The organism is Ruegeria sp. CDSA020, assembly GCF_059612345.1.
The window spans coordinates 287,553-313,046 of sequence record NZ_JBXWQK010000005.1 but is presented as its reverse complement, the minus strand read 5'-3'; the positions used below and the strand labels follow the sequence as shown (position 1 = coordinate 313,046).

Below are 25,494 nucleotides of genomic sequence, written 5' to 3'. Positions count from 1 at the left end.
GACAGCAGAGAGGTTCACCAAATGGCAAAAGTTGCGTTCCTTGGTTTGGGTGTCATGGGATATCCAATGGCCGGCCACCTGCAGGCTGCAGGTCATGAGGTCACGGTTTTCAACCGAACCACCGCTAAGGCCGAGGCTTGGGTCGCCCAATATGGCGGCTCAATGGCCGCTACCCCGCGCGAGGCGGCTGAGCGAGCCGAGCTTGTCATGGCCTGTGTGGGCAATGACGATGATCTGCGCATGGTCTGCACCGGCGACGATGGTGCCTTCGGCGCAATGTCAAGCGGCGCGGTTTTCGTCGACCATACGACCGTCTCGGCAAAGGTAACCCGAGAGCTTTATGGCGAGGGCAAAGCCGCAGGGATTGCCTTTGTGGACGCGCCGATTTCGGGCGGTCAGGCCGGGGCTGAAAACGGAGTTCTGTCGATCATGTGCGGGGGGGATCAGGCTGCCTATGACGCGGCCGAGCCCATTATGCAGGTCTATTCCAAAATCTGTCGCCGCATTGGGGACAGTGGCGCCGGTCAGATGACCAAGATGTGCAACCAGATCGCCATTGCCGGACTGGTTCAGGGCCTCAGCGAGGCGCTGCATTTTGCCGAAAAAGCCGGGCTGGATGGCCGGGCGGTTGTGGAAGTGATCAGTCAGGGGGCCGCAGGCAGTTGGCAGATGGCGAACCGCTATGAAACCATGTTGGACGATCATTTTGAGCACGGTTTCGCAGTGGACTGGATGCGCAAGGATCTGGGAATTTGCTTGGATACCGCAGATGAAACAGGGGCATCCCTGCCAGTGACGGCTTTGGTTGATCAGTTCTATAAGGATGTGCAGAAAATGGGCGGGAATCGGTGGGATACGTCCTCGCTTATTAAACGGTTGCGCGCATTGGGGTAACGGGAAAAGGGGGCTGTCTGCCCCCTCTTGGCCCGCAGGGCCAATTCACTCCCGAAGATATTTTTAGCCAGATGAAAAGGACCCCGGTTTACTGGGACAGGGTTTCAAATGAACGACATCATCGCATTTTGGGCTGATGCTTTGCGGCAAAATTGGGGGCTGGACGCGCGGCTGACCCGATTGGACGGCGAATACGATCTTAATTTTCTGGTCCGGGCAACCAACGGACAGGATTATGTTCTGAAAGTCATGCGCCCCGGATGCGAAGCAGAGCTTGTGGACCTGCAGGTCAAAGCCTTGGAACATATCGCCTCAGAAGCACCGGGGCTGCCATTTCCCACAGTGTTTCCCGATTTGCGGGGGGATTATCTGCCCCGAATCGAAGATCACGAGGGGGTACCGCGCCTTGTTTGGTTGCTGGAATGCCTGCCTGGGCAATGCTATGCGAAATCGGCACCCAAATCCGAAGAGTTGATCCTAAAGCTGGGTCGCGTTCTGGGTGCTACAGACCGCGCATTAGAGCGGTTCACGCATGAGGGTTTGGCCCGGGGCGATTTCAAATGGAATCTGACGCAGGCAGGATGGATCGAACAGCATCTGGACACCGTTAGTAGCCCCGCGCGACAGGCAGTGCTGGCCGATATATGTTCCGAATTCAATGCGATATCGGGCAAGTTGGCAGGCTTGCCCAGTCAGGCGATTCATAATGACGCCAATGACTATAACGTTCTGGTCGAAGCAGAGCTTGGCCAGCGCCCGGGGGTGTCGGGCTTGATTGACCTTGGCGATATGTGTGCCGCGCCACGCGTTTGCGATCTGGCGATTGCCGGGGCCTATATCGTATTGGATCATCCGCAACCCGAACGCGCATTGGCGGCACTGGTGCGCGGCTATCAGGCGGCAAACCCCCTGCGCGCGGACGAAGTCGATCTGATCTGGCCTCTCTTGCGGATGCGACTGGCTGTGTCGGTTGTGAACTCGACCCTGATGGCCCTTGAAAACCCGGATGATCCTTATGTCACCATCAGTCAGGCGCCGGCCTGGCGGTTTCTTGAGGACCACAGCGTCAATGGCGGATTGATGCCAGCGCGCCTGCGCGTCGCCTGTAGTCTGCCGGTCACCGATGGGGCCGAATGCATCCATGCCTATCTGTCCGCGCATCGTGGTCAATTCGCCGAGATGTTTGGACAGGGTCTAAAAGATGTGCCCATTGGCTCGCTATCGGTCGAAAACTCTGTGTGGCCGCAAAACCCATTCCACATGCCCCTGGCCGAGGCGGCACGTGTTGGCGAGGAAAATGTCACAGACTTCTGGTTGGGATATTACAATGAACCCCGCCTGATTTACACAGAGCCGGGGTTCCGCAAAGGGCCATGGAAAGCTTCGGACCGACGCACCGTGCATCTGGCGGTGGATGTGTTCGCGCCTGCCGGCACTGTCCTGAATGCCCCGATCAGTGGCCGGGTCGAGGCGGTCGAGAACCGCGACAGTCACCTTGACTATGGCGGGGTGGTGATCCTGCATCACGAAACACCCCAAGGCGATCCGTTCTATACACTCTACGGACATTTGGATCCCGAGGTCTGCGACAGGCTGAACCCGGGCGATCCAGTCGCACAGGGAGCGGCGTTTGCACGGCTTGGGGATGTCACACAGAACGGGGGCTGGGCCCCACATGTACATTTCCAGCTGGCCCTGACTACCAACGGGATGCAGGCCAACTGGCCGGGTGTTGGCGACCCTGACGAGCTTGAACTGTGGCACGCCGTCTGCCCGAATCCGGCGGCTCTGCTGAACCTTCCCGATGACAAGGTGTTCTATCGGCCGACCGATAAACAGGCGATCCTGCAGGGACGGCAGGACCACTTCGGAGGCAACCTGTCCCTGACCTATGACGATCCAGTCATGCTGGTACGCGGTTGGAAGCATCACCTGTTTGACGAATGGGGTCGCCCTTATCTGGATGCGTATAACAATGTACCCCATGTGGGCCACGCCCACCCGCGCATTCAGGCTGTCGCAGCAGATCAGCTCAAGCGGATGAATTCCAACACTCGGTATCTACATCCGGCCCAGACGGCTTTTGCCGATAAGGTTCTGTCCAAGCTGCCCGATCACCTCGAGGTCTGCTTCTTTGTGAATTCCGGCACCGAAGCCAATGAGCTCGCCCTGCGGCTGGCCCGCGCCCATACCGGCGCCAAAGGGATCGTGACGCCCGATCATGGGTATCACGGCAATACCAACGCCGCGGTGGCAATTTCGGCCTATAAGTTCAACAAACCGGGCGGAGTTGGTCAGGCGGATTGGGTGGAACTGGTTGAGGTCGCGGATGACTACCGAGGGTCTTTCCGGCGCGACGACCCCGATCGCGCCCAGAAGTTTGCAGATCTAGTGGACCCAGCGATTGCAGCCCTACAGGACAAAGGTCAGGACGTTGCCGGTTTCATTGCCGAGACTTTCCCTTCAGTTGGCGGGCAGATCATACCACCCAAAGGCTATCTGCCCGCGGTTTATGAGAAAATCCGCGCCGCTGGTGGTGTCTGCATCGCCGACGAGGTGCAGACAGGTCTGGGGCGTCTGGGCAAATATTATTTCGGCTTTGAGCATCAAGGCGCGCTGCCGGATATCGTGGTCATGGGCAAACCCATTGGCAACGGTCATCCATTGGGCGTTCTGGTTACTACCAAAGAGATCGCCCGCAGCTTTGACAACGGGATCGAGTTCTTTTCGACCTTTGGCGGATCGACCCTGTCCTGCCGCATCGGCAAAGAAGTTCTGGATATCGTCGATGATGAAGGCTTGCAGGACAATGCCCGCCTGATGGGCGACAGGTTGATGACAGGCCTGCGTCAGATCGAGACCGATTTCGGATCTGTCGGTGATGTGCGCGGCATGGGCCTGTTCGTTGGAGTCGAACTGATCAACCCCGATGGCTCTGAAGGCCGTGAGATCTGCAAATATGTCAAGAACCGGATGCGCGACCACCGGATTCTTATTGGCAGCGAAGGCCCAAAGGACAGCATCCTGAAAATTCGCCCGCCGCTGACGATCGAAGCGGAAGATGTGGACATGATCCTGTGGGCATTACGGGATGTGCTGGCAGAAGTTGGTGATTACAGCCCGCCACCCTCATGCGATCATGACCATCACCACGCAGGGTGCGGCTGCTGCTGAGGGCACGGAACCCCGGCGCGCATTCGCCGGGGTTCTGCACCTGCTCTGCTGCTTAGTGCAGCGTGGCAGTGGGGTTCTGATGTCTTGAGGTTGGCATCGGGATCGAGACCGTCATGCGTCGCAAAGCCAGCCCTAATTCCTCAGACAAAGCGGCCAATGCGGGGGCAAAATCGGGACGGACGATCAGGGACGCCATCATCATAGCGTCTTCGCGCGCGCCTTCTGATGCCGCCGCAATCATCTGGGCGAAACAGTTTTCATCCGCGCCAAGGCAGGCACAGCCCAACCCATGCCGGATCAGCGGGCGCCGTCCGTGATGGGCACAAAGCGAGCACAGCCGGTCCAGCGTCAACATCGCTGCCCGGCCCTGATCCGTGCCCAGGGCGATCTGAAAGTCCTGCGCCGCATCCATACGCGTTTGCATTCCGTCCCCCCAGAGGCGCAGGTACATGACCGCACCGGCCTCGACAGGGCTTAGGTCGGACAGACGACCAACGGTCGCGCCACCCCGGGCTGCAGGCGCGCTCATTTCGTCAGGATCAGTTTGCCCGCGCGCGTGATGCGCAGGGTGTACAGCTGATCGCCCAGCTCGATATGGGCCAGATTGCCCCCCTTGGTCAGATCTTCAGCCTTATGTGCAGGCAGCATTGATACGGCAAAAGACTGGCTGGGATTCGGGTTCTGAACATTCATCAGGATCACTCCGGAGGGTTTCGGGCAATGCGCCTTATCGGTTAACTTTTCGGGTATCTGGCTGGCCCGATTCCGGGGTTGCTGACGGCTTGAAATATAATCTGATTATTTTAGTCAGGTATGTCAAGCCTCAATATCCCACTCTCGCAACCGGGTTGAATTGCACTGCCTGAACACACCAGTTAGGACTTGCGGTGCAGCTTCAGAGGCAAGGATTTCAATGAGCGCTACAATTATGTTCGATTTGGACGGAACACTGGTCGACAGCCTTCCGGACATCACCGCCGCTGCGAATGCAATGCTGCGGGACACTGGTGTCCCGCCCCTGCCCCAGGACACGATCAAACAATTCGTCGGCAATGGCCTCCCGAAATTGGTAGAACGCATGATGTTTCATTGCGACCTGCCTATGGATCGCCATGCCGAGCTATCGGAACTGACGCTGACCCACTACAACGCAGCCTCCAGCGACAAAACCGTCGTTTACCCTGGCGTGGCCGAAGCGCTTGAACAGCTGCGCCAGATGGGTTGTGTTCTGGGTGTTTGTACAAACAAACCCAAAGCACCGGCTGACCATGTTCTGAAGTCGATGGGCCTGACCCATCATTTCGATGCCACCCTGGGTGGTGACAGCCTGGCCACGCGCAAACCAGACCCAGCCCATCTTGAGGCAAGTTTTAGCGCAGTGGCCGCTATAGGTCCGCGCCTGTTCGTGGGTGACAGTGAGGTCGATGCAGAAACCGCTGAACGGGCCCAGGTGCCCTTTTTGCTATTCACGGAAGGTTATCGGAAAAGCCCGGTTTCTGAACTGTATCATACCCGTAACTTCGCCGACTGGCACGAAGTGCCTGCGCTTGTAAGTGAGCTTTTGGGGGAATTGGGTTGATGTCCCCCAACTAGTGAGGGGCCGGCCGAGGGGGTAAGTAGCCAGCCCCTCAAGGGGGAAAAGTGGTAGGTCCTTGGAAACTCCTTGGATGATTTGAAGTTAACGAATCGCTCCAATCAAAGATATAGGGGGTTTCCCGTAGCCCTAGACAGGGTGTTGAAATTACATAATAAATTATCCGTAAATTCTAAAAATTCGTTGAATATTGTCATTTTCCGTTGGTGACCCGGACCCAGGACACCGCCAATCGAAAGCTGAACAACGAAAAAGGGCGGGGATGAACACCCCGCCCGACGGTTCAGAACAATTGCTGAATCCGCATGTTCAGATTGCCAGATATTCCTCGCGCAGCTGTGGATTCTCTAACACCTCGCTGGCGGCTCCATCAAACACGATGCTGCCCGTATCCAGAATGATCGCACGGTCCGCCAATTCCAGGGCGCGCACCGCGTTCTGCTCGACAATGATCGTGGTCATACCCTGCTGTTTGACGTGAAGCAGAGTCTTTTCGATCTCATCCACGATCACCGGGGCAAGCCCTTCATAGGGTTCATCCAGAAGCAACACCTTGATGTCCCGTGCCAAAGCCCGCGCAATCGACAGCATCTGCTGCTCTCCGCCAGACAGGGTAATGCCTTCTTGCTTGCGGCGCTCACCCAGCCTTGGGAACAGCTCATAAAGCCGTTCCAGCGACCAGCCGACAGGTGGAGCGATCTGGGCGAGTTGCAGGTTCTCTTCGACCGTCAGACCGGGGATGATACGACGATCCTCGGGCACAAGGCCAAGGCCTGCAGCGGCGGCCTCATAGCTGGTCATTTTGTGCAGCGGCTTGTGATCCAGCCAGATTTCACCATGACGCACCTCGGGGTCACTGACCCGCGCGATGGATCTGAGCGTCGAGGTCTTGCCAGCACCATTCCGGCCCAGCAGGGCCAGAATTTCACCTTCGTGCACGTTAAAGCTGACGCCCTGCACGATATAGCTTTCGCCATAGTATGAATGCATGTCCCATACGGACAAAAACGCAGGGGCGGTGCTGGCCATATTGGCGTTTTTCGAAAAGTCAGGTTTCTCGTTCATTGCTTTTCCTTACGCGGCCTCACCCAGATAAGCTTCGCGAACCTTGGGATGCCCGCGGATGTTTTCTGGCGTATCTTCGACCAGAGGTGTTCCCTGCGCCAGAACGGTGATGCGCTCGGCCAGGCTGAACACCACATGCATGTCATGTTCAATGATGGCGATGGTAATGTCACGCTCGTCCTTGATCTGTTTGAGCAGGTCGATCGTGTTGTTGGTATCTGCCCGGGCCATCCCGGCGGTGGGTTCGTCCAGCAAAAGCAGGCGCGGGTTCTGGCTGAGGCACATGCCGATCTCAAGTCGTCGCTTGTCCCCGCGTGACAGCGATGCCGCGTGCATCTCGCGTTTGTCAGCCATGTTCATCTCTAACAGCATCGCCTCGGCCTGCTCGACAATCGCCTTTTCACTGGAGATGGTTTCATAGGCGTGCATCCGAAACGCGCCGTCCCGCATCGCAAAGATCGGGATCAACATGTTCTCCATCACAGTCAAATCGCCGAAAATCTCGGGCGTCTGGAACACACGGCTGATACCCATCTGGTTGATCTGATAGGGTTCCAACCCCAGAACAGAATTGTTGTCGAACAAAACAGAACCGGTATCCGGCATCAGCTTTCCCACCAAACAGTTCAGCAAGGTTGACTTGCCCGCACCGTTCGGGCCGATGATCGCGTGGACCGAGTTTTCTTCGACGTTGAGGTTCACATCCGACAGCGCCTTGAGGCCACCGAAGCGTTTGCTGACGTCTTTGACTCGTAGAATTGCCATGGTGCCCCCTTATTCCGCTGGCTCGGTTTTGCCCTTCGGGGCATCATCGGCGCCCGGTTTCTTACGCTTGAACCAACCCATCAGCCGCTGACCACCTTCAACCAGCCCACCCGGCAGATAGATCACCACCAGCATGAACAGGATACCCAGCGTCAGATGCCAACCCTTGCCGATGAACGGATGGATCAGGAACACAACCGCGTCCTCAAGCCCATCGGGCAGGAAAGCGAACCAGCTGTGCAGAACATTGTCGTTGATCTTCGAGAAGATGTTTTCGAAATACTTGATAAAGCCTGCTCCCAGTACCGGCCCGATCAGGGTCCCTGTACCGCCCAGAATTGTCATCAGTACCACCTCGCCCGAGGCAGTCCACTGCATCCGTTCGGCCCCGGCCAGCGGGTCCATTGCGGCCATCAGCCCCCCCGCCAGACCGGCATACATGCCTGAAATCACAAAGGCTGCCAGAGTGTAGGGTTTCGAATTTAGACCGGTATAATTCATCCGCTGCTGGTTGGATTTCACCGCCCGCAGCATCATGCCAAAGGGCGAGCGGAAGATGCGGATAGAGAGATAGAACACCGCCATCATGATCACCGCACACAGGTAATAGCCCGCGTTAAAGTCAAAGCTCCAGGCACCCACATCCAACGTATAGGTCGCGCGCATGGGAATGCCGAACAGATGCGGTAGGTTTGGCGCGCTGGCCGATTGCAGGATCTGCGGATCGTCCGCATAGACCTGCAAGCCGGTCTCACCATTTGTCAGGTTGAATTTTGGGTTCGAAAGCACCGAATAGGCCAGCGCAAAGCTCATCTGTGCAAAAGCCAGCGTCAGGATCGAGAAATAGATGCCCGACCGACGCAGGCTGACAAATCCGATCAGCAGCGAAAACAATCCAGCAACCAGAACGCTGAGTGCGATGGCCGGAATGACGTTATAGCTGAGCAGTTTGAACATCCACACAGCGGAATACGACCCCACCCCAAGAAAGGCCGCATGGCCAAAGGACAGGTATCCGGTCAATCCAAACAGAATGTTGAAGCCGATCGCAAAGATCCCAAAGATCACGAACCGCTGCATCAAATCGGGATAGCCCGCGTTGAACTGCGCCATGGCGCTGCCTTCGGGGAACGGGTTCAGGATAAAGGGCGCCAACAGGGTCAGTATGGCGACGATGATCAGCAGGCTGGTATCTCTCTTGTTCAGTCCCAACATGGCTTATTCCTCCATCACGCCTTTGCGCCCCATCAACCCGCGTGGACGGGTCAAAAGCACGATGATGGCGACAAGGTAGATGATGATCTGGTTGATGCCGGGGATCGTGGTCGTGGCCCAGGTGGTCGACGCAAAGCTTTCGAGCACGCCCAGCAGGAACCCGGCCAGAACCGCGCCCGGCAATGAGCCCATCCCCCCCACAACCACAACCACAAAGCTGAGAACCAGAAAGTCCATGCCCATGTGATAATTTGGGGGGTTGAGCGGCCCGTACATCACCCCGGCAAGACCCGCGACCGCGGCCGCAATCCCGAACATGATGGTAAACCGCCTGTCGATATTTATCCCCAGCAGGCCCACCGTTTCACGATCTGCCATGCCAGCCCGCACGACCATGCCAAAGGTTGTGAATTGCAGGAACGAGAACACCGCTCCGATAATGCCAACGGCAAACCCGAAATAGACCAGCCGCCAGATCGGATAGATGATGGCGTTGGGATCGAATCCAACCATGATGCCAAGATCAACAGACCCACTCAGCATATCGGGGGGCGGGGTCTGGATCGGATTGGCACCGAAGAAATACTTGATGATCTCCTGCAGCACGATCGCCAGGCCAAAAGTCACAAGGATCTGATCCGCATGAGGGCGCTTGTAAAAATGTTTGATCAGCCCGCGCTCCATCACATAGCCGACAAACAACATGATCGGGATCGCGAACAGGACAGCCAGAGGAACGGACCAATCTATGATTGACGCGCCAATCTCGGGGCCGAACCAGGCCTCAATATACGGGGTTTCAACCTTCAGCGGGTTGCCCAGAAAATCTTTCTGACTTTCATCAAGGGTCACGTAGCTCAAGTTAAAGAGTTTTTGCAAAGACACCGCGCAGAACGCACCAATCATGAACAGCGCCCCATGGGCAAAGTTCACAACTCCAAGCGTTCCGAAAATCAGCGTCAGGCCAAGCGCGATCAGCGCATAAGCCGACCCCTTGTCCAACCCGTTCAGAATTTGCAGAAGAATGGCGTCCATAGTCCCCACCTTTGGCCTGTCCAGTGGACTCCCCCATAGGCGGGAGAGCCCGTTTTCTAGGTCAGAGAATTTTCGTCGAAAATTCTCGCGCTTGTGTTACGCGCCCGGATTGCATTTACCCAGTTCGCCACCGGCAAACATCGGGTGCTCGGGATCGTATTCGACCTGCGCGCGTGGGGTGATCTCGACGATCTCCAGCGTGTCATAGGCGTTGGTCGGGTTCTCGTTGCCCCGCACCACCAGCACATCCTTAAAGCACTGATGATCTGCACCACGATACCAGGTCGGCCCGTTGCCCAGACCGTCGAACTCGAAATCTTCCAGCGCTTCGGCGACACCACAGGGGTTGAAGGTACCCGCTCGTTCGCACGCATCTGCGTAGAGCAGAACCTGTGCATAGCAGGTCTGAGCCGAATTGGACGGCGGCTTGCCGTATTTCTCACCAAAGGATTTCACAAAGGCCTTGGTGCCTTCGTCTTGCAGCTGCCAGTTCCAGTTCATCGAACCCAGCACGCCCTTGATGTTCTCGCCAGCACCAGCAGCCATCAATTCGGAATACAGCGGCACGACAATCTTAAAGTCTTTGCCGTTGGCCACCTTGTCGAGCAGGCCGAACTGAATCGCATTGGTCAGCGAGTTCACCATGTTACCGCCATAGTGGTTCAGAACCAGCACATCCGCGCCCGAGTTCAGAACCGGCGCGATATAGGACGAGAAGTCCGTCGACGCGAGCGGTGTTTTGACCGTGTTGACCGTTTCCCATCCCAGGGCTTCGGTCGAGGCCACAATCGACTCTTCCTGAGTCCAGCCCCAGTTGTAGTCAGCGGTCAGATGATAGGCCCGGCGTTCACTTCCCATTTCGGCGGCAAGAACCGGCGCCAGAGCAGCGCCCGACATGTAAGCATTGAAGAAATGGCGGAAACCGTTCGCCTTCTTGTCCTTACCGGTCGTGTCGTTGGCATGGGTCAGGCCAGCCATGAAGATCACGCCCGCTTCCTGACACAGACCCTGAACTGCGACAGCCACGCCCGAGGACGAGCCGCCGTTGATCATGATCGCACCGTCTTTTTCGATCATCGACTTGGCCGATGCGCGTGCGGCGTCCGATTTGGTCTGGGTGTCGCCGGTTACGAACCCGACCTTTTTACCAAGAATCCCGTTCCCTTTCAGGGCCTTGGACGTAAAGGTGTTCAGGCAACCGCCATCGCCCTCACCGTTCAGATGCTCGACTGCAAGCTGCTGTGCCAGCAGTTCATCATTACCCTCTTCTGCATAAGGCCCGGTCTGCGGAACATTGAAACCCAATGTGACAGACGACCCAGAAGGTTCGTTAGTATATGCAGCAGCCGACGATGCGGTAAAAATCGTAGGTAGGGCCAGACCGGTACCGGCAACAGCACCAGACTTCAGCACGCCGCGGCGTGTGACAGATTTATTAGTCATTCATTCCTCCCAGTTCCCTGTTTTACGTCTGTTGGCTCCTCTTCCAGCAAACGATTGCGCAGGTTTACGCACCGCGAGTATGGCGGGGGTTCTGAAAATTTCTCAATAACCTATTCAAAAAGCAGCTATGTTATGTAAACAAATGAACACCTAGGTGCGGATTTTTGTAAATTTTCAAACATTTTGTGCTTCTTAAGAATTGAAATTAAAAGGTATTATTTGAAAACATGCCGGTGATCGCCATGCAGGCAGTGCCGCTCTGCTCGACAAGCAAGAAGTTGTTGCTAAATCTAAAGGAGAGCCCGGGCCGTATGATACAGCTCAGATGGTCACCGGGACGAGCTGACTTCCCCTGGAGATCAAGCCGTTTGAACCTGGGTTCTCAAACCCGAAGCATCGTGCAAATCAAGAATTGTGACAAATTGAAAAACGGTTAATCCCTCCACGGCTGCATCGGTGAATACAGGCAACCGCCCGACCAACCGACGACCAAACAAGCGCAATAACCTTACAAAAAAGGCATAAACCACTACGCTTCGCCCCGTATTCCGCGAATAGGTCAAAGAAATAGTCCGCGGATTTTGTGCAGTTTGTTTACTGAAACGCGACGAATTGATCGTACATAATTAGGTTAATGATTTTTTAGATGAGTTTTAGACGATTATATAGAACTATAGGAATGTAAAGAATCGGTAGGAGGTTGCGCACTCTTATATTGCAAATGCGCGTTTATGTTTGTTCGAGTACAGGTTGTTATCTATGGTCCGGGGGAATGCTCAGAGCGCTGCGTGGTTGCCAAACGCGCTTCATGCCAGAGCCATCATTAATTTCATTCATTGGAGCCAGGCAGGCGTCGTTCTTGATGCCGCGCTTGAAGGTATCGTCAAAGCATTTGGCGCCGATTGTGCTGTCATCAGCCGTGTGTGGCTGAACAAGGGGGCCCATCGTGTTGCCGCACGGGCTGACACACGGGATCCAAAATTCCAAAGACCGTTGTTTCATTCTTTCGCCAACGACGCCCTCGGCCCGTTTCGGAACAAACCAAAACGCGCCTCGGTGTTTAGTCTGCGAGATGACGGGGCAGATCCCAGTGATATCTCCGCAGTTTTGTTGGATTGGATGTCGCACCGCAAGCTGGATGACATTCTGTTCGTATGCCTGGACCATAACGGCGGCGAAATCGACTTTCTGGAACTTCATTTCGGGCAGAGTTCCGAACCCGGTTGCCGCGAAGCCATTGAACAGGTGGCTCCGCAACTATCCGAGACCTATCAGGCCCGCCGAGCCGGACTGATCACTGAATCATTGTCTCGGCAATCAGTCACCGCACTCAGAAAATCATACAGTGAAGCACCTATTCTCAGCACCGAGAACCCAACGGGCCTGACCCGTGCCGAATGGCGTGTTTGCGTTCTTGTTTCACGCGGGCTGTCGCCTCAGTCCATTGGTGCCGAACTTGAGATCGGACCAGCGACAGTTCGCACGCATCTCAAGCATATCTATTCAAAAACGGCGCTGGACACCTTCCACATGCTGGCCCGGCGCTTGGTATCGGTAGAAGAGCGCGAGGCCCTTTTTGGGAAACCTGGCCAGGCACGTGCCTGATGCCTGAACTGGACTGGCAGTCCTGGCTGACATTGTGGGTATTCACACCGTTGTTCGTAATGATCGCCTGGACGGATTTCACCCAAATGCGCATCCCTAACCTGTACTGCCTGCTGGGCGGTGCAGTCGTGCTTGTGACCGCGCCGTTTCCGGATTGGAACCAACTGCTGCTGCGCCTTCTTGTGGCCGTAGCGTGTTTTGCGATTTGTTTCGGTCTGTTTGCCGCGAGTTGGCTTGGCGGCGGCGACGCCAAGATATTGCCAATCGTATTTGCCGCAATTCCGGTCCCGGTCGTATCGACCTATCTGCTAATACTGGCAGGCTGCATGGCAGCGGGGCTGATCGGAATGTCGCTGTTTCGGCGCCTCGCCCGACAAACTTCCCCGCATATCAAGTCGACCGCCCAGTCGCGCGAATTTCCTCTTGGAATCGCTATCGGATCATCCGGGGTGATCCTTGCAATCTGGTCGGCTACAGCGCTTTGGTTCTGACCATGTCAGCGCCTTAAGGGCCAAACGCATCCATATAGCGGATCACGATCGGGGCCAGGATCAGCCCAGCGATTGCAGGCAGCATAAAACTGGCCATAACCGCCGACATTTGGACAGGCAACTTGTTGGCCTTTTCCTGTGCCCGCACCTCGCGCAGTTCACGCATTTCTTCGGCATAGGTGTTCAAAGCCGCAGCCAGGGGAACGCCAAACCGGGTCGATTGCAGCACAACGCTTACGAATGAGCTCATTTCCTCGATACCTGTTCGACGCGCCATACGCATCAGCGCGGTATCTCGGTCACGCCCTGCCTGAATCTCGGAAAGCGCAATCAGCATCTCTTCGGACATTTCCGGCGCGACAAGCTGCATTTCGACCGCCACTTTCAGTAAGGCCTGATCAAAACCGAGGCCAGCCTCGATACCGATCTGAAGCAGATCCAGCATGTTCGGAAACGCATTTTCCATCAGACGCTTGCGCTCTTTGATCCGGGCGCCCATCCATAACTGCGGTATGAGATACCCGATCCCGCACAATACGCCGACATTCCGGATAATCTCGAACGCGTTCAGGCTGGACGTATATTCCGCGATCCGCGCACCCAAGTTGTTTGCCGGTTGCCAGGACATCAGGAAGAGGAAGGCCAGCGGCAGGAACGTCGCCAGCCCCAAACGGATAAGATAGAAATTCACGATTGCGTTTTTGCTGCGAAATCCGGAACGCGCCAACACCTGCCCAACTTCGAAACGTACACTGGCATCGCTGGGTATCAGGGCCGCACTCAACCCTGTCGGCGCTTCGCCCTCGACTTTTTCAGGAACTGCCCGTGACAAAGCCTGACGTGGGCGGCTCGACACCATGCGCTCTGCGGCTGTGGACCGTTCGCTAAGCGAGGACGAGATACCAAGAAACGCTACGACCGCACCTATCAGCACACAACCCAGAACCAGGATCTGCGTTGATAATTCGCTATCAAAAATCGAACTCAAATACTCCATCGAATACGCCTCTTCAAATCCGGAAATTCACAAGCTTGAACATCACAATCGCGTTCAGGACGATGGTCACGGCGATAACGCTCATGACTGGCACAAAGGCCGGAGAGTCCGCGACATCGCCATAATATGTGGGCGTCATGATGGTCATGAACACGGCAATGCCAACGGGAATGGATGACAGGATATATGCTGTCATGCGGCCTTCGGCCGAGATGGCCTTGACCTTGCGACGCAATGACATGCGCGCTCGGATCACGCGAGCCAGCGTGCGCAGGATGCCGGCCAGGTCGCCACCTGTGCCGTGCTGCATCATCAGTGCAACAGCTAGATATTGGATATCTTCTTCATCGATGCGGTCAGCCATGCTTTTGATCGCAGTTGTCAGTTCTTCGCCATAAGAGACCTGATCAACGACCAGCCCAAACTCGGTTCCAATCGGGTCAGGCATTTCTTCGGCGACACTTTGTAAGGTTGTGTTCAGTGGGTGCCCCACCTTCAATCCACGGGACATCAGGTCCAGCGCATCGGGCAACTGCTTGATCAACGCCGCCTTGCGCTTGCGCAACGTCACACCCAACGCAACCAGTGGCGCAATCAGGAAAACAAGGGCGCAGGTGGGGACCACTTTCAACGGATCAGCCACCATAGACCCACCAATGGCCGAGATCAGAAAGGCTGCGCCACAACCGGCCAGAAACATTTCGGGAACCATGTTCAGGCCCGAAACCTTCAACGCCAGAGGCAAATCCCCCACTAGCGGGAAACTCCGCAACAGTGGCTTGGCTTCCTGCGGTTTCAACAGGCTGAGGACATCCTCACCCGACTTCCCCTCGGACAGCATCTGAATTCGGCGGTTGATCGCCTCTTCGCGGTTTTCGCCACGCCGCATAAACTGACGCAGCCCTTCAAAAGCAATCAGCGCACCCAGGAAAACCGCAAGCGCAAGAACAAACCTGACATCGAACCCGGCAACTTCCATTTCCGGGCCGATCAGGTTGTTGATGTTCAAATTGGCCAGATATGACCTGATTTTCTCGAACATCCCAGACCTCCTTAGTTGAACTTGACGGTGGACAGGTCGACCCCGGCAGCCGCCAGTGCATCACTGGATTTTGGTCGAATTCCCGTGGGCATGAACCGGCCCAGAACCTTGCCGTTTTCATCCTTGCCTTCGCGCTTGAAGACAAAGATGTCCTGCATGGTGATGATGTCGCCTTCCATTCCAGTCACTTCCGAGATCGAAGTAACCCGGCGCGTCCCGTCTGACAGTCGGTTCAACTGAAGCACAAAGTGGATTGCCGAAGCGATGGTGGCCCGGATCGCCGAATGCGGCAGCTCCATCCCGCCCATCTGTACCATCTGTTCGACCCGAGACAGCGCATCGCGTGGACTGTTGGCATGAACGGTCGTCATCGAACCGTCATGGCCGGTATTCATCGCCTGCAGCATGTCGAAGGCCTCTGATCCGCGCACCTCGCCGACCACAATACGGTCAGGGCGCATCCGCAGCGCATTGCGGACAAGATCACGCTGGGCCACAGCGCCGGTCCCGTCCAAACCGGCTGGGCGGGTCTCCATGCGGAGAACATGTTCCTGCTGCAGTTGCAGTTCAGCAGCGTCTTCGATGGTCACGACCCGTTCGTTGCCGCCGATATAGGAAGACAAGGCATTCAGCATCGTCGTTTTACCTGATCCGGTTCCTCCGGAAATCAGGACATTCATCTTTGCCTCGACCAAACCGCGCAACAACGCCGCGGCACTGTCATTCAATGCATCGTTCTTAACCAACCGCTCCATCGTCAGCGGTACGCGCGCGAATTTACGGATCGACAAGGCCGGCCCGTCCAGCGCGCAGGGCCGAATGATCGCGTTTACACGGCTGCCATCCTCAAGCCGCGCATCCACCCAGGGCTGGCGTTCATCGATACGACGGCCAACACGGCTGACAATCTTGTCGATGATCCGCAGCAAATGGCGTTCATCCCGAAAACGGGCCGAGGTTTTTTCCAGAATACCTGAACGTTCGACGAAAATCTGCTTGTGACCGTTCACCAGAATATCGTTGATCGAAGGGTCGGCCAGCAAAGGCTCCAGTGGCCCAAGCCCAAGCACCTCGTGCATCAGTTCTTCGACCAAAAGCTTGATTTCCTCGGACCGCATGGCCCGGCCCTCGGTCCGCAACAGATCAGTTGCGTGTTTGCCGATTTCGCCCCGCAATGTGTCTTCTTCGACCTTGTCGATCACAGCCAGATTCAGCTTATCAAGCAACGAGTTGTGCATCCGGGCCTTAAGGTCAATACGGTCCATCTCGCGCTCGCGCTCCATGGCACGGCGTTCGGCGTTCTTGACCTCGATATCAGCAACATTTCCGTTCGGCTGTTTCGTGTCCAACGGCACAACTTTTGGGGATTGGGATGTAGTGCGACCCGTTCTGTCAAATTCACGAAACATTCTGCTTTACCTTTTACTTAACTGATCTTCACATCTTCGGACTTCGATTTACTGTTTGCCCACGCGTGGCGGCAGAGAAACTGTGGTTTCCTGCGCGATGCGGCGGATGGCCCGTGTCAGAGGCGCCCGATTTGAGACCTCTTGCAGAGGTACGCCCCGGTCCACGCATTCACGAACGGTTCGCTCATCCTTGGGAACCCAATGGGCGAAATCCTGTTCCAACAGCTTTGCTGCTGCACGGTGGTGCGCGGCCGGGATCAGGGGTTTCTTTTCCAGGCTCGCAACCAGCTGGATTTCCAAGGCCGGGTTTTCGGCGTGATAGAAATCCATCAATTTCCGCGCTGACCGGATCGAAGGCACTGCGACATCCGTTACCAAAAGCAGCCGGTCGGCTTGCGACAACACCGGCGTGATCCACTCGACCAGAGCTCGCGGCAGATCAATAATCACATAATCATGGCTGCGCTTGAGGCTGTCCAAAATGGCCGAGATCTGTTCTTCATTAATGGCACTGAGAGGACCAAAGCGCGACGGTGCAGCCAGAACATCAACCCCACAGGGGGACTTGGTCATGGCCTGTTCCAGAAAGGCGCCATCGGGAATGCTCTCATCCATCGCCATCCGCCACATGGCGTCACTTTCCTCAACATCCATCAGGGCGGCAATAGATCCGAACTGAAAATCCAAATCGACAACCGCGACTTCGTTGGCGGCTTTCTTCTTGAAGAACCCTTCCTTGGCCTGTAGCTCGTTGGCCAGATTGGCAGCGACGATAGACGATCCAACCCCACCACGGGATTTGGCCACGGCGATCACTTTGCCCAGGGTTGCCTGACCGCCCCACACGGCCGGCAACTGCGCCTGACGGCGGGCCCGGATTGCGTCCACCTGCGGCACAATTTCCTCGTCGATCCACTTTCTCGGAAGAACGTCGTCGACACCAAGCTTTTTCAGCTGGCGCGCCTTTTCCAAGGGCAAATCCTCGTGGGCCAACGCAATGATGATCGCATTTGGCATACGGGCATCACAGATTTTCCGTGCGGTTTGCAGTAGGTCCCCGGAATTCTCATCCACATCGAACAGAACAACATCATGCTCTGCAGTCAGCGAGATCGCAGAGCCGTTTACCCCCGCAACGGTGTCCTGACGACCGGTGAACCGGCAGTTCGCCTGCCCCCGTAACGAGCCTTCTATGGCCGAGTAAATCTGCTCGTCCGGTGAAATCAACAATACTGAAATCTGCTTGGCACTCATTATGTTTCTCCTTACTCACTCGCCCCGGCCGCCAGATCTTCGGCGGGAACCGATGTGCTCATCGCGGGAAGAGAAATACTGTTGGGGGTATTTGACGCAGGTGTTGTGCCGTTCGAGGCAAGAGCGGCCAGACCGGCGATTGGCATCATGAAGTTAAAGTTTACGTTAACAAGTTCGGCGGTAACGACCGGCGTATATGGCCCCCCTAAAAATCCAAGGCGCGCGTCATGCGAATATCCGATCTGTACGTTGGCGGCAGTCGTTCCCGGTGGCAGCAACATGCGGATATCATTCCAGACACGTGCGCCGTAATCCGTCGCGGTATTCAACGGGCAAGGCGCAGGCAGGGCAGGCACGGCACAGACATTGCCACTGCGGCAGAGCACCCCAAATTTCGTACTTGTAGGAGCGCCGCTTGCCAGCGTGTGCTCGGTCGGCAACGCACCGCAAAGCGGAGGCCCAAGAGTTGCCAGCCTAGATGCTTTTTGCATCGCCTTCTGCGCCATGGTAGTCGACCAGAACAACCGGCCATAATCCACAATGCCGAACATCAGCAACAGGAACAGTGGAATGACCATCCCCAATTCGACTAGGGCAGCGCCACGCTCCTGACTCCGGAAGGTCCGCAGGATATGCGACAACCGGGTCATACGCCGAACACCCGGCTCTGATCCGAAATCACCGTGTCAAGCGTGCTAACAGCCCCGCCGAACAGGCCCAGAACATTGCCCAGGATAAAATCAATCTGGATTTTCGCGGTCACTTCGACCACTGAGGTCGGGTCAATACGATAGCTGCCAGACCGCGATATGCAGGTCGGGGTTACATCCACCAGCGTTGTTCCGACCGGCAAATGCGCCCCACCGCCCAGTCGGTTGGCGACAATATCTGTGGCCATTGCATCATAGCTTGCGACGCCGCCCGCGCTGCATAGATCCAGCGGTGCGATGCGAGCGATCATGCGCGACGCATCCCGTACGCCGGCAGATGTCGCCTGATGTATCCAGGTGATCCGGCTGCCCTCGATGATCACAACAAAGAACAGCAAGATAACCGGCAGAACCATGGCGAACTCGACCATCGGCGCGCCAGACTCGCAGCGCTGAAAGCGTGAGAGGAAGCGACCCAGCGGCTTCATCGGTACAGCCTCACGACATCGCGGAAAATGCCATCAACGGCACTGCCACCAACTCCGCCGCCAACCTGTTTGACCACCTCGACGAAGATGTCGAAATCCGAGCCTGTGGATTCTTCAAGTGGCTGAAACAGAAAGACTTTTACGAATTCCTTCACCGGCACATCGGTGGCCCGCCCGGAAACTGGGTTCGCGGTGCAGTCAATCGCTGCGGCGATGAACGTACGCCGCTCGGGATCGGTGCTGGGCTGGCCTGAACATTGGGCGCGGCCGGTCTCGTCCCGTCCGGTGACGATATCGCCTGACCCGGCCCGGCTGACCTCATCCAGATATACCTGATACCGGGTGTTTCCTGTCGGTGCGCCCTGCGCATGCGGCGTCAGCGTACCGTCCGGCCCAACTCCATAATTCATAAGGTTGTAAGCCGCTTGCCCTGACGTCCAGTTGCCATCGCCAAAACGGCTGCCATTGCAAAGACCACTCACCGGGTCAAAGCAATCATCCGGCGGCATTGGAATAGTATTGGTCGACAGGTCCGGGTTGTTTTTCACACAGCCCCCGCCGGAATGGTCCCAGCCTGAAATCACATTTGGACCCGGTGCATAGTCTGGATCGTTCTTCAGTTGGTTCATGGTCGCCTGGAACATATCGAACCGCGAATTGTAGATCGCGCTGCCAATCCCGTTCCGCTGACCGGGTTCGGTGTCGACACCGCGCTGAGACACGCATTTGGTCAGGTTCCCATTCGCAGCAATGAGGCAGATATACAGCTTTGAGCCGGTCAGACCGGCGCATGGTCCGTTTGGATTGATCCCGATATCCGTTGGATCCAGGAATCCGAAATTCCCCGGCCCCCAGGCTGAGTTGTTGCCGCCAGTACGCAATTTGATGGAAGCGCCGATATTGGCGCTGGAGGTCCAGCCCGACGGGATACAGAACATCAACGGCGTTACGTCACAGGCATATGCTGAATACCCAGCGATCGAGACTGAATTCACCTCTCCGGACGGGCTGGCGACACCCAGCAAGCTGGCCAGCGATCGGCCAAAAGGCAGGAAAACAGTCCGTGGTGTCGCGGTCACCTCGACCAAGACGGCACGCGCCGGGTCTGTCGTCACAAAGGGCGTAACCGAGTCGTTATCGTCTGGGTCTGCCGCCGGAGTCGGCAATCCGGTCAGAAAGCGAAGCGAAAAATCCGCCGAAGTTCCAAGGCTTTGGCTGCCATCCGCGAAAAACTGTTCGTCGTCGATCATGCCGGATGCCGCAGCTGTTGCACGTGTAATGGCGTCAGCATTGCCATCCAGCTCTCCTGCGGCGGCAAGCGCCACGTGGTCGGTATAGGCTTGCAGGTCAGTTTGGGTAGAGGCGATACGCCCCAGATCAAAAGTCAGTGCAGCCATTCCGATCATGACGACCATGAACATGCCGACAAAAACCAGAATTGTGCCGTCTTCTTTGTCCCTGATTTTGCGTAGCGAAGTCATATCAACCTCCCTCGAAAGACCAACCTGACCTCAGTTCACCGGCTCAGTTGTTGCACTGGTGTTCCCAAAGACCTGAATTTCCTGAACGTCGGTTGCCCCACGGCGAACTTTCACAATCGGCCTGGGCGTGCCCTCTTCTAGCGGTGATTTTTCAAGGAGGATGTCGCTGAGGCGAACCGCTTCCAGCGGCTTATCCTCTTCTGTTTGCAGAGACCGCAGAGACAGGCTGAGCTGCCCGGCCTTCTGCGCCAGAGCCAACTTCTGACCTTCATCCGGGGTGACCTCGATCGTAACCGTGCGGGCAATGCCGGGTTGGTCAAGCTCTTCATCCGCGGTTTGGTCCACGCCGATGACCCGGATATTCTGCAGGATCGTCACTGCACGCAGTGTATCATTGGTGCCGCGGGTCAGAACAATGTCGACAAAGTCGCCAGGCGTAACAAATCCGCCTACCCCTGTCTGCGCGTCGACATTGATCGCCATCGCGCGGTTATTCTCGCCAATCGTCTGAACGATTGTCACTTTTTCACCAAAATCGGAAACTTTCGAGGTCAAAAGAATTTCGCCCTGCGCCAAAGCGCGCTTGGCCCGGCGAGGTTCTATGCCTGCGGCAGGCAGGACATCATCAAAGCTTGTAAAAACACCTGCAGGCACAGATGCAGTAGGCCAATCAATGGTCGTCAGCTTGTGCCCTTCGATCGGCGTTCCGAACGCGATATCTTCGGCCACGGCCACAACACGAACTATGGTTGGTTCACCCGCTGACTGATTCCTTCGGATCTGATCCTGTGCCAGAATAACCGCGCCACCCGCCAAACCTATTCCCAGGAAAGTCATCAAAAATGATTTAATACGCATGGTATCCTCCAATTCCCGGGAAAACTCAGGATAATTACTTAATTGGGCCTGAATGGCCAAACAGACCGCTTATGCAAATCAAAGGTGGTCTGGTAGGAAACTGACGCCCCACGCTTGCGAATGGGAAGTCAGGTTTTTTTCACTTAGGAAATTGGCGCGCAGCTTAAGGCGTTGTCCGCTGGGCTGCCGAGTTTGCATCACTAAAGTTGCTGCTGGTCGTGCCAGCCAAATTGGTCAGAATTGTCCCGCCGACGACAATCGCAACAAACAGCGCGATGCCATATTCAACCAGGGTGGCGCCACTCTCGTCTTTGCGTAGCTTCAGAAATACTTTGCGAATTCCATTCAACATTACTTGAACTCCAGACTGTTTTACCAAAGTGCGAAATCCCGCACTGACACGAGGAACACACCCCCGTTAACTAAATCGTTACCGATGAGGCGGTGCCGAAACCTCCCCACAAACGAAAAGAAATTCCCGCTTAGGGCGAATTTTCGATCATTTTGGGCGGAAATGTGTCAAATCGCGGACCGATTTACGGTGCGCGGCGGCAGATTTACCTGATCTCCCGTCAGAAAGAATCGATTGGTGAGAAGCTGCTCGGGGTCAATAAACCGGGCCCCGCGTCAAACGAGCAATCATTTGCAACCGATTGCAGCCACCAGACTAACTGGCTTAGTATCACGACATGAAAATGTCTGTCATCCCACCTTTCTTCTGCAGGTACGAAACATGAGCGTCACCCTAAAAGACGTCGCAGCTCTGGCCGGGGTGTCGCGCTCTGCCGTGTCGCGCACCTTTACCGAGGGCGCCTCGGTTTCGGCGAAAACCCGAAGCAAGGTGGAAAAGGCGGCTGCTGAACTGGGCTACAGCCCGAACGCCCTGGCCTCATCGCTGACCACGGGACGGACAAAGCTGATCGGGCTGATCTCGAACAACTTTCACAACCCGATTTTCCTTGAAGTGTTCGATCAATTCACGCGCGCCTTGCAGGAACGCGGTCTGCGCCCGTTGATCGTGAATCTGACGGATGAGACCGAGCCTGCCAATTCCGTTCGGATGCTGCGCCAGTATTCGGTCGACGCCGCGATTGTGGCCTCGTCGACCCTGCCGCCCAGTTTCGCCAAGGCGTTTCACGATGCAGGCGTTCCGGTCGTGCATACGTTCGGACGCTCTGCGACCTCGCCCGAGGTACATGTGGTCGGGATCGACAATGTTGAATGTGGTCGCATGGCGGCCCGCGAGCTGCAGGCGCGGGGCTATCGGCGCGTTGGATATCTGGGCGGGCCTAAGGATGCGACCTCGGCCATGGACCGCTATCAGGGCTTTATGGAAGAGGCCGAAAAGCATCCCGATCTTGAGGTCACATACTCTTTCGCCGGGGCCTATTCATTTGAGGCGGGGCGCGCGGAAATGCTGGATTTGCTAAAGGGTCAACCAGCCGAAAGCTATTTCTGCGGCGATGACATTCTGTCCGTCGGTGCGCTGTCCGCCCTGTCGGATCACGGGTTGAAACCGGGCAAGGATATCGGGATCATCGGCCTGAATGACATGGAGATGTCGCGTTGGGAAAGCGTGAATCTGACGACCATCCACCAACCGATCAAGCAAATCATCACCTCGTCTGTGGATCTGGTGGAAGAGATGCTTAAAGACCCCGAGCGTTATCCCGAGGCCCGCATTTTCCCCTGCCGCGTAGTCGAAAGGGGCACGCTGCGCCCCCGCGCCTAGTCAGCGGAACATAGGGGGGCGCGCATCCTTCCAGGCTCCGTCTTCATTGCCCGACGCAACGGCAGCATGGACCGCTGCGATAGACCGCACACCATCCGCTGCGCCTGGCAACCCGTCGCGGGATTCGCCACGAATGGCATCGGCCAGATCGCAATAGATGTTGGCTACAGCCAAGGGAAACCCTTCAGGATGTGCGATGGCAACCCGCGACAGGCGCTGGGCGTCCTCGTACAAGCCACCTTCGCCCTTTTCAATGATCTGTGTGCGGCCGCCAACCGGTGTATAGAGCAACTGGTTGGGCTGTTCCGAGGTCCATCGCAGACCGCCGGTTTCACCAAAGACCTGAATGTCGAACCCATGTTGGCGCCCGATCGCAACGGACGAAGTCCACAAGCGCCCGACGGTGCCACGCTCTGTCCGGAAGTTGACCATGGCATCATCCTCCAGCACGCGGCTTGAGATGGTCGAGGCCATGTCGGCGGACAGCGACGTGACCTCATCATCGCAAATGAAGCTTGCCATATGCAGCGCGTGTATACCGCAATCCGCGAACTGCCCCGAGACACCGGCCATCGCCGGATCATACCGCCAGCGCACGCGTGGATTGTCGGCGTCAGTGGCATCCCCGTGGTGGCCGTGGCTGAAATTCGTCACGACCAGACGCACCTTGCCGATATCCCCGACCCTCACCATTGCACGTGCCTGGCGCACCATCGGATAAGCCGAATAGCAATAATTCACGGCGCATAGCTTGCCCGATGCTTCGGCGATGCGCACGATCTCTTCGCCTTCTTCCACGGTCATCGTCATCGGCTTTTCGCACAGAACGTTAAAACCCGCCTCGAGATAGGCCTTGGCAATTTCAAAATGGGTCGAGTTCGGTGTCGCGATGGTAACCAGATCGATGCGGTCGCTACGGTCTTTTTCACCGGCTAGCATCTCTTGCCAGTCGCCATAGGCGCGATCAGTTGCAACGCCCAGACGCTGTGCATATTCACGTCCCACGTCGGGGCGGTGGTCCAACGCTCCAGCAGCGAACTCAAACAGCCCATCGGCCTGTGCGCCAAGGCGGTGCGCAGGGCCAATCTGGCTGCCTTCACCGCCACCGATCATGCCCCATTTCAGCTTTGTCATGGTCTTAGTCTCTCTTTGGAAATTGGGTGGTGAGTTTTCAGAAATCGCTGATATCTGTCCATTGCCGCCCGTCTGACGATGCCAATGCAGCCGCCAGAACGCGGTTCACCTCGTGCCCATCGCGGAAGGTAGGCCAGGTATTCTGTCCAGAATGGATGGCCTGCAGGAAATCCTTGGCCTCGATAATGATCTGATCCTGATATCCTGTGCCGTGGCCAGGGCCCTGGCAAAAGGGCTCGTAATCCGGATGCGCGGGGCCGGTCAGGATCTTGGTGAACCCGCGCGTGGCCTCGGGGCCTTCGCGGCGATACAGCCACAGGGCGTTCTGATCCTCTTGATCGAACCGGATCGCACCTTTGGTACCCGAGATCTCATAGGCGTAACCCATCTTGCGACCCGTTGCGACGCGGCTGAAATAAAGGTTTCCCATGACCCCGTTTTCAAAACGACACATCATCTGCGCGTGATCATCATTGGTAACTTCGCCGCCGGGGCGATGCCGGTGCACCGTCTCCACATCGGCCATAACCTGAGTGATCGGCCCGATCAGCGCCAACGCACCATTCACCATATGCGGAGCAAGATCGCCGATGGTTCCATTGGCCATTCCCGTTGTGCGCCAGGTTGCTGGGGCCTCGGGGTCGGCATAGAAATCCTCGGTATGTTCGCCACGGAACCATGTGACCTGACCGATTTCCCCTTCAGCAATAAGCTGTCGCGCATATTGGCTGGCGGGGGTGCGGATATAGTTGAACCCAACCATGTTGATTGCACCTGTGGCCTCGGCTGCCGCCACCATCGCGCGGCTGTCGTCCAAGGACGCCCCCAAGGGTTTTTCGCACAGCACCGGTTTACCAAGGGCAAACGCCGCCTCAGCGATTTGACGGTGCGTCGACTGAGGTGAGGCGATCACAATGGCCTCGACCTTTGGATCCTCGACCAACATGCGCCAGTCATCGGTAGCGCGCTGGAACCCGTAGGCGGCGCGATAGACTTCCGCGCTTGCAGATGTCGAGGCACAGATCACCTCAAGCCGCGGGCGCAGCACGGTGTCGAACACGGCACCTACCGCTGACATCGCGACCGAGTGGGCCTTGCCCATATAGCCGCCGCCAACAATTCCAATTCCAATTTCAGGCATCTGCCGCGGCCTCGCACATATCATTTG

The 25,494-nt window shown here is 56.6% G+C and carries 24 protein-coding genes; 6 read left to right on the top strand and 18 right to left on the bottom strand.

The features are described 5' to 3' along the window. Positions 1–21: 21 nt before the first annotated feature. Positions 22–894 carry an NAD(P)-dependent oxidoreductase gene (locus AC2FJW_RS11045; RefSeq protein ID WP_496750080.1) on the top strand — a complete coding sequence of 291 codons (873 nt, stop codon included), beginning with the start codon at positions 22–24 and terminating at the stop codon, positions 892–894. Positions 895–1,002: 108 nt separating this feature from the next. Continuing rightward, complete coding sequence (locus AC2FJW_RS11040) at positions 1,003–4,068, top strand: aminotransferase class III-fold pyridoxal phosphate-dependent enzyme (protein ID WP_496750079.1); 3,066 nt, start codon at positions 1,003–1,005, stop codon at positions 4,066–4,068. Between the two features lie 52 nt (positions 4,069–4,120). Here AC2FJW_RS11040 and AC2FJW_RS11035 read toward each other — a convergent pair whose 3' ends face one another. Next, positions 4,121–4,597, bottom strand: coding sequence for a hypothetical protein (locus tag AC2FJW_RS11035; RefSeq protein WP_496700761.1), 477 nt, complete (start codon positions 4,595–4,597; stop codon positions 4,121–4,123). After that, entirely contained in the window at positions 4,594–4,761 is a 168-nt protein-coding gene (hemP, locus tag AC2FJW_RS11030) for a hemin uptake protein HemP (RefSeq protein ID WP_142635762.1), read from the bottom strand. The genes AC2FJW_RS11035 and hemP overlap by 4 nt, the downstream gene beginning before the upstream one ends. 220 nt (positions 4,762–4,981) lie before the next feature. Here hemP and gph point away from each other — a divergent pair, with 220 nt between their 5' ends. Further along, on the top strand, positions 4,982–5,647 hold the full coding sequence (gph, locus tag AC2FJW_RS11025) for a phosphoglycolate phosphatase (RefSeq protein ID WP_496700763.1): 666 nt from the start codon (positions 4,982–4,984) through the stop codon (positions 5,645–5,647). A gap of 324 nt (positions 5,648–5,971) precedes the next feature. On the opposite strand, the gene AC2FJW_RS11020 is transcribed toward gph, so the two are convergent. From AC2FJW_RS11020 to AC2FJW_RS11000, 5 genes are all read right to left on the bottom strand, one after another. Next, positions 5,972–6,727, bottom strand: coding sequence for an ABC transporter ATP-binding protein (locus AC2FJW_RS11020; protein ID WP_142635758.1), 756 nt, complete (start codon positions 6,725–6,727; stop codon positions 5,972–5,974). Positions 6,728–6,736: 9 nt separating this feature from the next. Then, positions 6,737–7,492, bottom strand: coding sequence for an ABC transporter ATP-binding protein (locus AC2FJW_RS11015; RefSeq protein WP_142635756.1), 756 nt, complete (start codon positions 7,490–7,492; stop codon positions 6,737–6,739). Positions 7,493–7,501: 9 nt separating this feature from the next. After that, on the bottom strand, positions 7,502–8,707 hold the full coding sequence (locus AC2FJW_RS11010) for a branched-chain amino acid ABC transporter permease (protein ID WP_496696250.1): 1,206 nt from the start codon (positions 8,705–8,707) through the stop codon (positions 7,502–7,504). 3 nt (positions 8,708–8,710) lie between these two features. Beyond that, positions 8,711–9,742, bottom strand: coding sequence for a branched-chain amino acid ABC transporter permease (locus AC2FJW_RS11005; RefSeq protein WP_142635752.1), 1,032 nt, complete (start codon positions 9,740–9,742; stop codon positions 8,711–8,713). 96 nt (positions 9,743–9,838) lie between these two features. Then, a complete protein-coding gene (locus AC2FJW_RS11000) occupies positions 9,839–11,185 on the bottom strand; it encodes a substrate-binding protein (protein WP_142635750.1) in 1,347 nt (448 codons plus the stop codon). A gap of 759 nt (positions 11,186–11,944) precedes the next feature. On the opposite strand from AC2FJW_RS11000, the gene AC2FJW_RS10995 reads away from it, so the two are divergent. Next, on the top strand, positions 11,945–12,790 hold the full coding sequence (locus AC2FJW_RS10995) for a helix-turn-helix transcriptional regulator (RefSeq protein WP_496696253.1): 846 nt from the start codon (positions 11,945–11,947) through the stop codon (positions 12,788–12,790). Beyond that, positions 12,790–13,281, top strand: a complete 492-nt coding sequence (locus tag AC2FJW_RS10990; RefSeq protein ID WP_496750078.1) for an A24 family peptidase — start codon at positions 12,790–12,792, stop codon at positions 13,279–13,281. Before AC2FJW_RS10995 ends, AC2FJW_RS10990 begins: the two co-directional genes overlap by 1 nt. 13 nt (positions 13,282–13,294) lie before the next feature. Here AC2FJW_RS10990 and AC2FJW_RS10985 read toward each other — a convergent pair whose 3' ends face one another. The 9 genes from AC2FJW_RS10985 to AC2FJW_RS10945 all read right to left on the bottom strand — a co-directional run bounded on the left by AC2FJW_RS10985 (position 13,295) and on the right by AC2FJW_RS10945 (position 21,812). After that, positions 13,295–14,278: a type II secretion system F family protein gene (locus tag AC2FJW_RS10985; RefSeq protein WP_142635745.1), complete on the bottom strand. Its 984-nt coding sequence runs from the start codon at positions 14,276–14,278 to the stop codon at positions 13,295–13,297. 13 nt (positions 14,279–14,291) lie between these two features. Then, entirely contained in the window at positions 14,292–15,320 is a 1,029-nt protein-coding gene (locus AC2FJW_RS10980) for a type II secretion system F family protein (RefSeq protein ID WP_142635743.1), read from the bottom strand. An 11-nt stretch (positions 15,321–15,331) separates the two neighbouring features. After that, positions 15,332–16,729 carry a TadA family conjugal transfer-associated ATPase gene (locus AC2FJW_RS10975; RefSeq protein ID WP_496750077.1) on the bottom strand — a complete coding sequence of 466 codons (1,398 nt, stop codon included), beginning with the start codon at positions 16,727–16,729 and terminating at the stop codon, positions 15,332–15,334. Positions 16,730–16,777: 48 nt separating this feature from the next. Continuing rightward, a complete protein-coding gene (locus AC2FJW_RS10970) occupies positions 16,778–17,983 on the bottom strand; it encodes a CpaE/TadZ family protein (protein ID WP_496691718.1) in 1,206 nt (401 codons plus the stop codon). Positions 17,984–17,994: 11 nt separating this feature from the next. After that, positions 17,995–18,633, bottom strand: coding sequence for a TadE/TadG family type IV pilus assembly protein (locus AC2FJW_RS10965; RefSeq protein WP_496706319.1), 639 nt, complete (start codon positions 18,631–18,633; stop codon positions 17,995–17,997). Next, positions 18,630–19,121: a TadE/TadG family type IV pilus assembly protein gene (locus AC2FJW_RS10960; protein ID WP_271948250.1), complete on the bottom strand. Its 492-nt coding sequence runs from the start codon at positions 19,119–19,121 to the stop codon at positions 18,630–18,632. Before AC2FJW_RS10960 ends, AC2FJW_RS10965 begins: the two co-directional genes overlap by 4 nt. Continuing rightward, positions 19,118–20,602 carry a pilus assembly protein TadG-related protein gene (locus AC2FJW_RS10955; RefSeq protein ID WP_496750076.1) on the bottom strand — a complete coding sequence of 495 codons (1,485 nt, stop codon included), beginning with the start codon at positions 20,600–20,602 and terminating at the stop codon, positions 19,118–19,120. Before AC2FJW_RS10955 ends, AC2FJW_RS10960 begins: the two co-directional genes overlap by 4 nt. 30 nt (positions 20,603–20,632) lie before the next feature. Beyond that, positions 20,633–21,460 carry a Flp pilus assembly protein CpaB gene (gene cpaB / locus AC2FJW_RS10950; RefSeq protein WP_142635731.1) on the bottom strand — a complete coding sequence of 276 codons (828 nt, stop codon included), beginning with the start codon at positions 21,458–21,460 and terminating at the stop codon, positions 20,633–20,635. 163 nt (positions 21,461–21,623) lie between these two features. Beyond that, a complete protein-coding gene (locus tag AC2FJW_RS10945; RefSeq protein ID WP_281972471.1) occupies positions 21,624–21,812 on the bottom strand; it encodes a Flp family type IVb pilin in 189 nt (62 codons plus the stop codon). 381 nt (positions 21,813–22,193) lie between these two features. Between AC2FJW_RS10945 and AC2FJW_RS10940 the strand changes: the two genes are divergently transcribed. Continuing rightward, positions 22,194–23,192 (top strand): LacI family DNA-binding transcriptional regulator, encoded by a 999-nt coding sequence (locus AC2FJW_RS10940; RefSeq protein ID WP_496750075.1) that lies wholly within the window; start codon positions 22,194–22,196, stop codon positions 23,190–23,192. Here the strand turns inward: AC2FJW_RS10940 and AC2FJW_RS10935 are convergent, their stop codons facing one another. Together AC2FJW_RS10935 and AC2FJW_RS10930 are read right to left on the bottom strand one after the other, a co-directional pair. Beyond that, a complete protein-coding gene (locus AC2FJW_RS10935) occupies positions 23,193–24,326 on the bottom strand; it encodes a Gfo/Idh/MocA family protein (protein WP_496696267.1) in 1,134 nt (377 codons plus the stop codon). Between the two features lie 37 nt (positions 24,327–24,363). Beyond that, positions 24,364–25,467 carry a Gfo/Idh/MocA family protein gene (locus AC2FJW_RS10930; RefSeq protein WP_496696269.1) on the bottom strand — a complete coding sequence of 368 codons (1,104 nt, stop codon included), beginning with the start codon at positions 25,465–25,467 and terminating at the stop codon, positions 24,364–24,366. Between the last annotated feature and the right edge of the window lie 27 nt (positions 25,468–25,494).

Bases quoted from the DNA above. Each gene is read 5' to 3' on its own strand.
- AC2FJW_RS11045 (WP_496750080.1), top strand. From the start codon at position 22: ATGGCAAAAGTTGCGTTCCTTGGTTTGGGTGTCATGGGATATCCAATG.
- AC2FJW_RS11040 (WP_496750079.1), top strand. From the start codon at position 1,003: ATGAACGACATCATCGCATTTTGGGCTGATGCTTTGCGGCAAAATTGG.
- AC2FJW_RS11035 (WP_496700761.1), bottom strand. From the start codon at position 4,597: ATGAGCGCGCCTGCAGCCCGGGGTGGCGCGACCGTTGGTCGTCTGTCC.
- hemP (WP_142635762.1), bottom strand. From the start codon at position 4,761: ATGAATGTTCAGAACCCGAATCCCAGCCAGTCTTTTGCCGTATCAATG.
- gph (WP_496700763.1), top strand. From the start codon at position 4,982: ATGAGCGCTACAATTATGTTCGATTTGGACGGAACACTGGTCGACAGC.
- AC2FJW_RS11020 (WP_142635758.1), bottom strand. From the start codon at position 6,727: ATGAACGAGAAACCTGACTTTTCGAAAAACGCCAATATGGCCAGCACC.
- AC2FJW_RS11015 (WP_142635756.1), bottom strand. From the start codon at position 7,492: ATGGCAATTCTACGAGTCAAAGACGTCAGCAAACGCTTCGGTGGCCTC.
- AC2FJW_RS11010 (WP_496696250.1), bottom strand. From the start codon at position 8,707: ATGTTGGGACTGAACAAGAGAGATACCAGCCTGCTGATCATCGTCGCC.
- AC2FJW_RS11005 (WP_142635752.1), bottom strand. From the start codon at position 9,742: ATGGACGCCATTCTTCTGCAAATTCTGAACGGGTTGGACAAGGGGTCG.
- AC2FJW_RS11000 (WP_142635750.1), bottom strand. From the start codon at position 11,185: ATGACTAATAAATCTGTCACACGCCGCGGCGTGCTGAAGTCTGGTGCT.
- AC2FJW_RS10995 (WP_496696253.1), top strand. From the start codon at position 11,945: ATGGTCCGGGGGAATGCTCAGAGCGCTGCGTGGTTGCCAAACGCGCTT.
- AC2FJW_RS10990 (WP_496750078.1), top strand. From the start codon at position 12,790: ATGCCTGAACTGGACTGGCAGTCCTGGCTGACATTGTGGGTATTCACA.
- AC2FJW_RS10985 (WP_142635745.1), bottom strand. From the start codon at position 14,278: ATGGAGTATTTGAGTTCGATTTTTGATAGCGAATTATCAACGCAGATC.
- AC2FJW_RS10980 (WP_142635743.1), bottom strand. From the start codon at position 15,320: ATGTTCGAGAAAATCAGGTCATATCTGGCCAATTTGAACATCAACAAC.
- AC2FJW_RS10975 (WP_496750077.1), bottom strand. From the start codon at position 16,729: ATGTTTCGTGAATTTGACAGAACGGGTCGCACTACATCCCAATCCCCA.
- AC2FJW_RS10970 (WP_496691718.1), bottom strand. From the start codon at position 17,983: ATGAGTGCCAAGCAGATTTCAGTATTGTTGATTTCACCGGACGAGCAG.
- AC2FJW_RS10965 (WP_496706319.1), bottom strand. From the start codon at position 18,633: ATGACCCGGTTGTCGCATATCCTGCGGACCTTCCGGAGTCAGGAGCGT.
- AC2FJW_RS10960 (WP_271948250.1), bottom strand. From the start codon at position 19,121: ATGAAGCCGCTGGGTCGCTTCCTCTCACGCTTTCAGCGCTGCGAGTCT.
- AC2FJW_RS10955 (WP_496750076.1), bottom strand. From the start codon at position 20,602: ATGACTTCGCTACGCAAAATCAGGGACAAAGAAGACGGCACAATTCTG.
- cpaB (WP_142635731.1), bottom strand. From the start codon at position 21,460: ATGCGTATTAAATCATTTTTGATGACTTTCCTGGGAATAGGTTTGGCG.
- AC2FJW_RS10945 (WP_281972471.1), bottom strand. From the start codon at position 21,812: ATGTTGAATGGAATTCGCAAAGTATTTCTGAAGCTACGCAAAGACGAG.
- AC2FJW_RS10940 (WP_496750075.1), top strand. From the start codon at position 22,194: ATGAGCGTCACCCTAAAAGACGTCGCAGCTCTGGCCGGGGTGTCGCGC.
- AC2FJW_RS10935 (WP_496696267.1), bottom strand. From the start codon at position 24,326: ATGACAAAGCTGAAATGGGGCATGATCGGTGGCGGTGAAGGCAGCCAG.
- AC2FJW_RS10930 (WP_496696269.1), bottom strand. From the start codon at position 25,467: ATGCCTGAAATTGGAATTGGAATTGTTGGCGGCGGCTATATGGGCAAG.